This is a genomic window from Gordonia mangrovi (assembly GCF_024734075.1).
GTDB lineage: Bacteria > Actinomycetota > Actinomycetes > Mycobacteriales > Mycobacteriaceae > Gordonia > Gordonia mangrovi.
In genome coordinates this window covers 670,756-681,096 of the sequence record NZ_CP102850.1, presented here as the reverse complement: position 1 = coordinate 681,096, position 10,341 = coordinate 670,756, and the positions used below count along the sequence as shown (strand labels likewise).

The 10,341-nt window shown below is 67.1% G+C and carries 14 protein-coding genes; 9 read left to right on the top strand and 5 right to left on the bottom strand.

The genetic code is table 11. The annotated features are described in order from the left end of the window. Positions 1–251: 251 nt before the first annotated feature. Positions 252–587 (top strand): hypothetical protein, encoded by a 336-nt coding sequence (locus tag NWF22_RS03330; protein WP_202398165.1) that lies wholly within the window; start codon positions 252–254, stop codon positions 585–587. A 15-nt stretch (positions 588–602) separates the two neighbouring features. Here the strand turns inward: NWF22_RS03330 and NWF22_RS03325 are convergent, their stop codons facing one another. Both NWF22_RS03325 and NWF22_RS03320 read right to left on the bottom strand, forming a co-directional pair. Next, a complete protein-coding gene (locus tag NWF22_RS03325) occupies positions 603–1,259 on the bottom strand; it encodes a DUF4190 domain-containing protein (RefSeq protein ID WP_160900638.1) in 657 nt (218 codons plus the stop codon). 169 nt (positions 1,260–1,428) lie between these two features. Continuing rightward, positions 1,429–1,986 carry an MTB12 C-terminal domain-containing protein gene (locus NWF22_RS03320; protein WP_160900639.1) on the bottom strand — a complete coding sequence of 186 codons (558 nt, stop codon included), beginning with the start codon at positions 1,984–1,986 and terminating at the stop codon, positions 1,429–1,431. 129 nt (positions 1,987–2,115) lie between these two features. On the opposite strand from NWF22_RS03320, the gene NWF22_RS03315 reads away from it, so the two are divergent. Next, positions 2,116–3,225, top strand: a complete 1,110-nt coding sequence (locus NWF22_RS03315) for an LLM class flavin-dependent oxidoreductase (protein WP_160900640.1) — start codon at positions 2,116–2,118, stop codon at positions 3,223–3,225. Continuing rightward, positions 3,222–3,893: a CE1759 family FMN reductase gene (locus NWF22_RS03310; protein WP_160900641.1), complete on the top strand. Its 672-nt coding sequence runs from the start codon at positions 3,222–3,224 to the stop codon at positions 3,891–3,893. The genes NWF22_RS03315 and NWF22_RS03310 overlap by 4 nt, the downstream gene beginning before the upstream one ends. Positions 3,894–3,900: 7 nt before the next feature. On the opposite strand, the gene NWF22_RS03305 is transcribed toward NWF22_RS03310, so the two are convergent. Next, positions 3,901–4,914: a pirin family protein gene (locus NWF22_RS03305; protein WP_160900642.1), complete on the bottom strand. Its 1,014-nt coding sequence runs from the start codon at positions 4,912–4,914 to the stop codon at positions 3,901–3,903. Between the two features lie 151 nt (positions 4,915–5,065). Further along, positions 5,066–5,827 (bottom strand): acetoacetate decarboxylase family protein, encoded by a 762-nt coding sequence (locus NWF22_RS03300; RefSeq protein WP_160900643.1) that lies wholly within the window; start codon positions 5,825–5,827, stop codon positions 5,066–5,068. A gap of 215 nt (positions 5,828–6,042) precedes the next feature. Between NWF22_RS03300 and NWF22_RS03295 the strand changes: the two genes are divergently transcribed. Together NWF22_RS03295 and NWF22_RS03290 are read left to right on the top strand one after the other, a co-directional pair. Next, entirely contained in the window at positions 6,043–6,783 is a 741-nt protein-coding gene (locus tag NWF22_RS03295) for a response regulator transcription factor (RefSeq protein WP_160900644.1), read from the top strand. A 244-nt stretch (positions 6,784–7,027) separates the two neighbouring features. Beyond that, positions 7,028–7,414: a LuxR C-terminal-related transcriptional regulator gene (locus tag NWF22_RS03290; protein WP_233750872.1), complete on the top strand. Its 387-nt coding sequence runs from the start codon at positions 7,028–7,030 to the stop codon at positions 7,412–7,414. Positions 7,415–7,440: 26 nt separating this feature from the next. Here the strand turns inward: NWF22_RS03290 and NWF22_RS03285 are convergent, their stop codons facing one another. Next, positions 7,441–8,367, bottom strand: a complete 927-nt coding sequence (locus NWF22_RS03285) for an alpha/beta hydrolase (protein ID WP_160901394.1) — start codon at positions 8,365–8,367, stop codon at positions 7,441–7,443. A gap of 514 nt (positions 8,368–8,881) precedes the next feature. Between NWF22_RS03285 and rplN the strand changes: the two genes are divergently transcribed. The 4 genes from rplN to NWF22_RS03265 are packed head-to-tail and all read left to right on the top strand — an operon-like array spanning position 8,882 to position 10,338. Next, positions 8,882–9,250: a 50S ribosomal protein L14 gene (rplN, locus tag NWF22_RS03280; RefSeq protein ID WP_006338051.1), complete on the top strand. Its 369-nt coding sequence runs from the start codon at positions 8,882–8,884 to the stop codon at positions 9,248–9,250. A gap of 1 nt (position 9,251) precedes the next feature. Next, positions 9,252–9,569 carry a 50S ribosomal protein L24 gene (gene rplX / locus NWF22_RS03275; protein WP_160900645.1) on the top strand — a complete coding sequence of 106 codons (318 nt, stop codon included), beginning with the start codon at positions 9,252–9,254 and terminating at the stop codon, positions 9,567–9,569. A gap of 2 nt (positions 9,570–9,571) precedes the next feature. After that, positions 9,572–10,153 (top strand): 50S ribosomal protein L5, encoded by a 582-nt coding sequence (gene rplE, locus NWF22_RS03270; protein WP_160900646.1) that lies wholly within the window; start codon positions 9,572–9,574, stop codon positions 10,151–10,153. Continuing rightward, a complete protein-coding gene (locus NWF22_RS03265; RefSeq protein ID WP_160900647.1) occupies positions 10,153–10,338 on the top strand; it encodes a type Z 30S ribosomal protein S14 in 186 nt (61 codons plus the stop codon). Before rplE ends, NWF22_RS03265 begins: the two co-directional genes overlap by 1 nt. The last annotated feature ends 3 nt before the right edge of the window (positions 10,339–10,341 follow it).

Here is a 10,341-nt window from a genome sequence, read left to right as displayed (position 1 = left end):
CGTGACGCCGACGCCGACGCCGGCGTCACGTCGCGGTGTCGTGTAGCCGAGATAACGCTTGGACATCAAGCACAGTCGCCACTCCAGCAACACCAGTCACAGCAGTAACATTGTGGTGTACCAAGAATCCGCTCCGACCTGTGGATTCGCACACAATCCGGCGCCAAAGGTTCCCAAAAGGCCGTTAGCAAGGCAAGCTATATACACCTGGCGCCAGTCCACCTGGGAGGCAATGTGGCCGGGCGCACAACATGGAGTTCGGGGGAACGACTGTGAACATGCTTGAACTGATCGAAGACATCCGGCGGCGGGCCGAGATCACCCCGCGCCTCACTGCGGTGCGCTTCGGCGACGATGTCGTCACCTACCGCGACCTGGACCAAGCCATCGCCTCCTACGGCACGGTGACGGACCGCCATGGCATGTCGCAGGATGCGGCGTTCCATGCCGGTCTGATCCACTGCGTGCCGAGCCTCACCCGTATCGACGGAGCGGCCGAGCGCAACCAGGTGATGAGCGAGATCGTCGCCTGGCTCGGACGTGAACTGGGCGGCGACGGAGGCCGTCACCTGCGCGCCGTCAGCTGAGCGGCCCCGGCGCTGTCAGACGATCGCCAGCACCATCAGGATCACGAGCAGTATCGGTGTGCCGATGATCATGCTCGCGATCCCCGCCAGGGTCCCGGCCACTGCCCGCCCCGTGCCGCGATAACGGTTGGGCAGCGGTGCCGCACGTCGGCCCGTGGATATCTGGACAAGGGCGATCACGCCCAGTGTCGTCGCGACGAGCCCGAGGATCGCGCCCACACCCACCAGCGCCAACGGCAGCGCGACCATCGACGTGACCAGCGCGGTGGTGGCCATGGTGGAGTTCGGCCTCGCGTGCTCCATTCGGCCCACGTGCATCGGCAAGGGCGGTGTCACTGCGGTCGCCGCGACCGGTACGGGATACCAGACATCGGCAGCCGGAGGCAGCGGTGCGTCGCTCTCGGTGATCCCCCGTGGTGGCGGTGGAGGCGTGGCCGGTGTCGGTGTCACCCGCGAGTCGGCGTGGGAGTCCGCCGTTGCCGTGTCGTCGAGTACACGATCGCCCGGTGCTCGATCGGCCAGTTCTCGATCGCCCGGTGCTCGATCGCCCGGTTCTCGATCGACCGCTTCGGCATCGCCGGGTTCGGGATCATCATTGTGGAGCGGCCATCGCACGATCCGGTCGGTCATCGGGGGTGGTATCGACTCGGTGGGGTGATCGGTCCCCCGCATGGCGTACCTCCTGGCCGGCGGCCCCCGGGTGGCCGATTCCTCGATGCTGTCTGTTACCACTGCACCCGAAGAACATCACATACCGGTAACGGGTGCAGAACGTGCGATCGCCGCGCTCGGATGAATCGGACGCGGCGACGGCGTGTGGTGCGGAGGTTCGTGCGAGGACTCAGCCGCTGTGCTGATCACCCATGCTGGTCAAGGTGTCCACGGCGTTGGCGGAGAGCTTCCAGTTGGTGCCCACCCGCACGTAGTCGAGTTGGATGTCCACCGGTGCCGGAGCGTGCGGGCTGGCCACCGATACCGTTGCCACCGCGGTGCTCTGGCCCTGCTCGTTCACGTCGGTCACCGTATACACATCCGGTGTGTAGCCGGCGGCGTTGGAGGATTCGGCATACGCCTGGAACGCGCTGATGGTCTCCGGGTTGTTGGTGTCGATGGCACCTTCGAGTTCCTCGGTGGTACTCGCCGGGTCGACTGCGGTGCGCAGCGTGTTCTGCGCGTCCTCGGTGCTCAGGCCCAGCACGGCGTCCTTGGCGGTGCTGACTGCGCCGCTGACGGCATCGCGTGCCTGGCTGGCGGCCTCGCCGGCTGCCGAGGCGACTGCGGCAGATGCCTCGTTGGCGATGCTGCTGGCCGTATCGGATGCCTCGTCGGAGCAGGCGGCCGTGGCCAGGACGGTGGCGCCGGCAAGAATTGCCGCGGCAAGGGGCTTGCGAACCTTCATATCTCGTCTCCTCCTCTTGAGTAAGCCCACACTAACTCATGGCTCTGGCATGACAGGACGGCGGAATTAATCGGACCATGGTCCGGTTATGCCGGGTGACACATCCGCTCAGTGCGCAGGAGGCGCGACATGCAGTTCGGTATCTTCAGCGTCAGCGACATCACCGTCGACCCCACCACCGGGGTCGCCCCCACCGAGCACGATCGGATCACGGCGATCGTGGAGATCGCGAAGAAGGCCGAGGAGATCGGCCTCGACGTCTTCGCGCTCGGGGAACATCACAACCCGCCGTTCTTCTCGTCATCACCGACGACGACACTCGCCTACATCGCCGCGCAGACGCAACGGCTGCAGCTGTCCACGGCCACCACGCTCATCACGACCAACGATCCGGTGAAGATCGCCGAGGACTTCGCCATGTTGCAGCATCTGGCCGACGGTCGCGTGGACCTGATGCTGGGCCGCGGCAACACCGGCCCGGTCTATCCGTGGTTCGGTCAGGACATCCGGCAGGGCATCCCACTGGCAATCGAGAACTATCACCTGCTGCACCGACTGTGGACCGAGGACGTCGTCGACTGGGAGGGGAAGTTCCGGACCCCGCTGACCTCGTTCACGTCCACGCCGCGCCCGCTCGACGGGGTCGCGCCGTTCGTGTGGCACGGATCGATCCGTAGCCCGGAGATCGCCGAGCAGGCCGCGTACTACGGGGACGGCTTCTTCGCCAACAACATCTTCTGGCCCAAGGAACACTTCCAGCGACTCATCGGGTTCTACCGCGAACGGTACGAACACCACGGACACGGCGCTGCCGAGCAGGCGATCGTCGGATTGGGCGGTCAGTTCTACATCCGGAAGAACTCTCAGGACGCCGTCCGGGAATTCCGTCCGTATTTCGACAAGGCGCCGGTGTACGGGCACGGTCCGTCACTCGAGGACTTCACCGACCAGACGCCGTTGACGGTCGGCAGCCCACAGGAGTTCCTGGACAAGACGCTGTCGTTCCGGGAGAGCTTCGGGGACTATCAGCGACAGCTGTTCCTCGTCGACCACGCCGGGCTCCCGCTGACAACGGTGCTGTCCCAGCTCGACGAACTCGGGGCGGTGCTGCCGGAGCTGCGCGCGGGGTTCGAGGCCGGACGCCCCGCCGCGGTACCCGACGCGCCCACTCACGCTTCGCTCGTCGCGGCGCGCGACGCGGCTGCGGTCGACGACGCAGGTGAGCGGGCCCGGATATGACGGCGGTGGATGTGACGCGCATCGTCGCGGTCAACGCCGGACTCGGCGATCCGTCGTCGACTCGCTTGCTCGTGGACCGCCTCGCGGCGGCCGTCGTCGCGGCGCTCGAGGACGGTGCCGGGCAGACCGAGGTGACAGTGCTCGATCTGCGCGACCTCGCGATCGACATCGCCCGGTCGATGACCACGGGATTCGCGGTCGCCCCGGTGCGCGATGCGCTCGAGCAGGTCTATGCGGCCGACGCACTCATCGTCGCCACCCCGGTCTTCAATGCGTCCTACAGCGGTCTGTTCAAATCGTTCTTCGACCTCATCGAGGCGGAGCGTCTTCGGGGCACACCGGTGGTGCTCGCCGCGACCGGTGGCAGTCCACGGCACTCGATGGTGCTCGACCATGCGCTGCGCCCGCTGTTCGCCTATCTGCGCACGATCGTGTTACCCACCGCCGTGTACGCGGCCACCGAGGACTGGGCCGGCGCCACCGGCGACACCGCGCTGCTCACCGACCGCATCGAGCGGGCGGCCGGGGAACTCGCGGCCACGCTCGGAATGCGGTCGGGGCCCGCGGCGCCGACCGCCGACCGGCCGCGCACGGATAACGGCTCCCGGCAGTCGGCCGAGGAAGCCGGTATCGCGAACTTCGCGGCACTGCTCGGTCAACAGTCCTGAGGGTCGTTCACGCCTGACCGGGGACGTTGTGGCGCGGACTCAACCGCGCGGTCGGCAACGCCGGCGCCGGCAGATGTTGGATGTCGCCGGAGTAGCCCGTGACCTCGCCGAACCGATCGCTGTGGTCGGTCCACAGCTGGCGGAACCGCACGATGTCGTCGTGACTGCGGCCGAGAAAGTTCCACCACATGATGATCTGCTCGTCGAGCGGCGCGCCGCCGAGCAACACGACGAGAGCCGGTTGATCGGACTCGTTGCGCAGGTTCAGTGTGGTCGCACCGAGCCCGATGTAGCCGAGTTCGGTCGGCTGCAGCGGGGCGGCCGCGGAGTTCACGATTCGGATCGAGCCGGCGTCCACCAGCACACCGTGCTCATGCGCGGTGTCGATCGGGAGCTCGATCTGCGCGCCCGGGGACAGCCGCAGTTCCGCGCCGAGCAGCGGGGTGAAGGTGTGCACCGGTGACCGCTCACCGAGGAGCTCGCCCAGAAACACCCGGACCTCGACGCCGTCTCGCTCGAGTGCCGGTGGGATGTGGTGGGCGAAATCGCGCGGGGTGTCGGCCGCGGATTCCGGCAGCGCCACCCACAGTTGCACGCCGTGCAGGATCGTCGTGTCGGGAGTCGAGACCTCGGTGTGCGCGATCCCGTGCCCGGCGGTCATCAGGTTGAGTTCGCCGGGGCGCACCATCGCGTGAGTGCCCATGGTGTCGCGATGTTCGATCTCGCCGGAGAACAGCCAGCTCACGGTCTGCAATCCGGTGTGCGGATGGGGTGGCACATCCATCCCGCCGGTGGCCGAGACATCGTCGGGACCATAGTGATCGGCGAAACACCATGCGCCGATCAACGAGCGGCGTCGCTGCGGCAGGGTGCGATGAACCGTCATGGCGCGCGGGCCGCCCAGTGGGACGTCGCGGGCGGTGAGCACCTCCACCGTGACGGACCCGTCGGATGCCGCATCGCCGCGGTGAACGGTTGAGTGGCAATCGATCTCGTCGGGTCGCGGCTCCAGGTTGCTCATTGTTGCGGGCGCTCCACGTATTGTCCGGGTTCCTCGCAGTCAGTGTAGCGAGACGGGTGTCGTTGGCGAGTGAGGTGAACGTCGCGGAAAGTGACACGTTCGCCTCACTCGGCCTGCGGTCTGCTGGGGGGCTCGGCGGGGGTCGCCGGGCTCAGGAGATGGTCGTCGGATCCTCGAACGTCATCGTCAGCCGATCCACGGATGTCGTCATCAGTGCATGCCGGCTCAGGCGCAGCGTCCGCAGTTCGTCGGCGATCGGATGGTTGCCCAATGTCAGCCGTGCGCCGCCGAGTCGGGTGCGGGTGCCGGCAGTGGAGGTCAGCTTCCACGGGGTCATCCGCACCACCCCGTCGAGCTGCGAATAGGCATTGAGGACGGTGTCCTCGGCGTTGTCGGGCATGCGGATCCCCGGGCGGATGGTGAGATCGGCGATGAGATGCCCGTCGGCGGAGACCCGGCCGTGCCGGGTGGGGGAGTCGTGGTCCACGTCGAAGTCGGCCAGGGTCTTGGGGAAGCCCCAGATGCCCCGGCCGGCGGCGAGGGTGAAGTCGCCGTCCACCGGCAGATGGTGGATGAGTGCGCGCGCGTCGCCGCGGGCCAAAGACCGCAGCGCGGACAGCGGCGACGTGGCGGTCTGGCCGGGCTCCTCGACGAGGAAGCAGACGCCGAACTCGTTGTACGGACCGAGATCGCCGTCGATGTAGTCGACGAACACCAGCATGCACATCGTCCGCCCGGGTCGGAGTCGCAGCGGTCGCAGCTCGGTCGCCGGTGATCCGGCCGACCGCATCGCGTCGGTCACTGCGGCGGCATCGGCGGTGAAACCGGCGACGAAGCAGCGGGCGTCGCGGATCTCGACCGGCATCGTGACGGTGGTGCCCAGAACGTCATGGGTGGAGGCGGGCTGCGGCATCGGCGATACTCCTCGAAACTAGAACATGTTCTCATTCATCCTGCCACCTCTACGGCCCGCGAGCGAGAATCGCGCTCGGATCACCCCGGTGCCCCGGGTTCGGTCATCCGGCTGAACCACCGACGATCCGTGCGCAGGCGCCTGGTGCGTTGTGTCATGGTTGTCGGGGAATCGGTGGCGCCGCGGCGCCCGTGAGGCGGGCGCCGAGGGCCGCGATGTCGGGGCGAATGGGAGGACCGGTGGCAGCCGAGGATTGTTCGGTGGTCCGGGTGGGGATGGTCGACGACCATCCCTCGCCGGTGTGGGGAATCGAGCGCATCCTCGACCGTCAGCCCGATCTGGAGTTGGTGTGCTCGGCATCCACGGTGGGTGGCCTGCTGCAGCAGGACATCGACATGGACCTCGTCATTCTCGATCTGCGACTCGACGACGGGACGACGCCCGGCGAGAACGTCGCCCGGCTCACCGAGGAGGGGATCGGCACCGTCGTCTACACCTCGGGTGAGCATCCGGACCTGCTGCGGTCGGCTGCGCGGGCGGGCACGCTCGGCGTGGTGCTCAAGTCCGCCTCGGAGCGTGAGATCGTCGACGCGGTACGCGCGGCGTCGTCCGGGCACGCCGTGCTCACCACCGAATGGGCTGCCGCGATCGATGCCGACCCGGACCTTGCTGCGGTCGACCTGAGTCCGCAGCTTCAGCGGGTGCTCACCCTGTACGCCTCCGGCGAGACGTCCGCCGGGGTGGGTACGGCACTGGGCGTGACCGCGGAGACGGTGAACGAGTATCTCAAGCGCATCCGGCAGAAGTATGCGGCCGCCGGGCGCCCGACCCGAACGAAACTCGACCTGTTCAAACGCGCGGTCGAGGACGGCTGGTTGCCCCTTCCCGGTCGTCGGCCCGCACCGGCGCCCGACCGCTCGTCGCGCCGAGGTGGTATCGGTCGGACGACCGACTGAGGGCCGGCGGGCCGAGGCGGGCATCACATCGCGTCGTGGCGGCCAACGTTCCGACAGCCGGGTCGGTGCAGGTCATCGTGCGAGTCAGAACGACGGGCCGCTCGGATGCCGCGCCGTGTCCCCAGTTCTGGGTCTACCCCCGTCGGCCGTGACGACCTAATCTGCTGGTTCTGTGGTGCGGTCTTGTCGGGGGACTGGAGCGCCCGCATCAGCGGAACTGTTGGTGCCGAGCGGAGGTAGACAGATGACTGCGCGTTCTCGTACGCCGTATCCGGGTCCATCGACGCCTGCCCGCCCGGCCGGTCGGGACGAGATCCGGGACGCCGCGGCCGCCGGTCGGCCGGACCGGACCGTGGCCCGACTGTCGGACTACCGACACGCGGAAGGCGCGATGCCTGACCCACGACGACCGGAGCTCTCGTCCCGCGAGGTCGAGGTGCTGCTCGCCTGGCTGGCGGCTGAGTCGAAAGAGGAAGCGGCGGCCGCCCTGTTCATCTCGGCGTCGACGGTGAGCACTCATCTCGCGCGCATCCGTGCCAAGTACTCGGGTGTGGGTCGAGATGCGCCGACCAAGGCGCACCTGCTGGCCCGCGCCCTCCAGGACGGCTACACCAGCCTCGACCGCTGGTGAGTTCCCCGGCCGGGGAACTCACCGGGTCAGCGTAGGTCGCGGGCGATCGACGGCCAGGTCGCGTGCAGATCGTCCTGCCAGTAGCCCCACGAATGGGTGCCGGTGTTGCGGAACGTGACGTCGGCGGGGATCCGCAACTCGGCGAGACGACCCGCCATCTGTCGGCTGCACTGGTCGATCGCCACCTCGATGGCACCGCCCAGCAGGGCCTGATTGGCCAGGAAGAACGGATCGCCGTCGACAAACGGGTCCTCGAGCCGCTCGTGCGGGCCGGGTAGGCCGGTGCCCGAGGTCATGTAGATCTTCGTACCCCGCAGTTTCTCGGCGTTGAGGTACGGGTCGTTGGCCCGCCAGCCGGGGCCGTCGAGCGGGCCCCACATGTTCTCCAGGTTGCCCCCACCGCGGTCGGCGGTGACGAACCGGATGTACTGCTGACCCAGCGGGTCGCTGGTCCGGGCGCAGCCGCTGAACGCGGCGACCGAGCGGTAGAGGCCGGGGGCGGCGATGGCCAGATTGAACACCGTGGTGCCGGCCATCGAGATGCCGGCGACGGCATTGCGCCCGGTGGTGTTGAACTGTGCATCGATCAGCGGGGGCAGTTCCGTGGTCAGGAAGGTCTGCCATTTGTTGCGGCCGAGCACCGGATCGTCTCGTTGCCAGTCGGTGTAGTAGGAGAATGCGCCGCCGATCGGCGTGACGACGTACACATCCTTGTCGGCGAAGAACTGCTTGTAATCGGTACGCGCGTCCCACGTGGCCGAATCCTCGCCACCACCGGCGCCGTTGAGCAGATACAGCGTGGGGCTCGGCGTGGACCGGTCGCGCGGAGTGAGCACGGTGACCGGGATGGTCTTGCTCATCGCCGCCGAGTAGACGATGAGGGTGACCTGTTGCGGATCGTCGTCGTAGGTGCTCACGATCCGTGACTCCGGTGCCGCCGACGCGGTACCCATGCCCGCGCCCAACGTCGCGACGACCGCCGCGATCACCGACAACACCCCGACGATCAGACGCTGATGTCTCCCCACGATGCCCCAATCCAATTCCACTCGCCCAGATCCCCGTGCTGGGTGGCCGCCCAAGTCTAACGGTTGATCCGGAACGCCTGTGGACAGGCGACCGGGATTCACATGTTCGGCGGTAGGCTCGGTCGCCGCGAGTGTGTTGCGTACGCCGTGTGTGCGATCGGAGTCGTGGCGCGAGAGAAGCGCTCGCGACAGGGCCGGCGGCACCGGCCTGCGGCCCGGTGGGTGGCCGGAGGCACGGATTTGGTCCCCACCTGCGCTTTCCCCTACACTTGTGGGGTTGCCTGCGGCACTGACGTGCCGCAAATCGGCTCGCGAACCCACTGGGATGGCCGTCGTAAGACGAAAACCCCAGGCAGGCGCGTGTCCGGTGGGCAGCGGACCGTGTGCGTCGGGTCGGCAATCCGGCGGACATCAACATCCAGGTCAAGGAGATTGACGAGTGATTCAGCAGGAATCTCGCCTGCGGGTCGCCGACAACACCGGAGCAAAGGAAATCCTCTGCATCCGCGTGCTCGGCGGTTCCTCGCGGCGCTATGCCGGCATTGGTGACGTCATCGTCGCCACTGTCAAGGACGCCATCCCTGGTGGCAACGTGAAGAAGGGCGAGGTCGTCAAGGCCGTCGTCGTGCGCACCTCCAAGGAGCGCCGCCGTCCGGACGGAAGCTACATCCGTTTCGACGAGAACGCCGCCGTCATCCTCAAGGGTGAGAGCGATCCTCGCGGTACCCGCATCTTCGGCCCGGTCGGCCGTGAGCTGCGTGAGAAGAAGTTCATGAAGATCGTGTCGCTGGCACCGGAGGTGATCTGACATGAAGGTGCACAAGGGTGACACCGTGATCGTCATCTCGGGCAAGGACAAGGGCGCCAAGGGCAAGGTCATTCAGGCCTTCCCGAAGGAGCAGCGGGTCCTGGTCGAGGGCGTCAACCGAATCAAGAAGCACACCGCCGCCTCGGCCAACGAGCGCGGCGCATCCTCCGGCGGCATCGTGACCCAGGAGGCCCCGATCCACGTGTCGAACGTGATGGTCGTGGACTCCGACGGAAACCCGACCCGCGTGGGCTACCGCGTGGACGAGGAGTCCGGCAAGAAGGTCCGTATTTCCCGCAAGAACGGGAAGGACATCTGATCATGACTTCTACTGAAACCAAGACCCAGCCGCGCCTGAAGACTCGCTACCGCGAGGAGATCAAGGACGCGCTCAACACCGAGTTCGACTACGCCAACGTCATGCAGATCCCCGGCGTGGTCAAGGTCGTCGTGAACATGGGTGTCGGCGACGCCGCCCGCGACGGCAAGCTGATCAACGGTGCTGTCGAGGACCTCGCGCTGATCACCGGTCAGCGTCCGGAGATCCGTCGGGCCCGCAAGTCCATCGCGCAGTTCAAGCTGCGTGAGGGCATGCCGATCGGCGCCCGCGCCACCCTGCGCGGCGACCGGATGTGGGAGTTCCTGGACCGCCTCGTGTCCATCGCACTGCCGCGTATCCGCGACTTCCGCGGACTCTCCGACCGCCAGTTCGACGGCAACGGCAACTACACGTTCGGCCTCAACGAGCAGTCGATGTTCCATGAGATCAACATCGACAAGATCGATCGGCCGCGCGGTATGGACATCACCGTCGTGACCTCGGCGACCACCGACGAGGAAGGCCGGGCGCTGCTGCGTCACCTGGGCTTCCCGTTCAAAGACAACTCCGTGAAGGACAACTGATGGCAAAGAAGGCTCTGGTCAACAAGGCCAACAAGAAGCCCAAGTTCGCCGTGCGGGCCTACACCCGGTGCAACAAGTGCGGTCGTCCGCACTCGGTGTTCCGCAAGTTCGGTCTGTGCCGTGTGTGCTTGCGCGACATGGCGCACGCCGGCGAGCTCCCGGGCGTGCAGAAGTCCAGCTGGTAACTC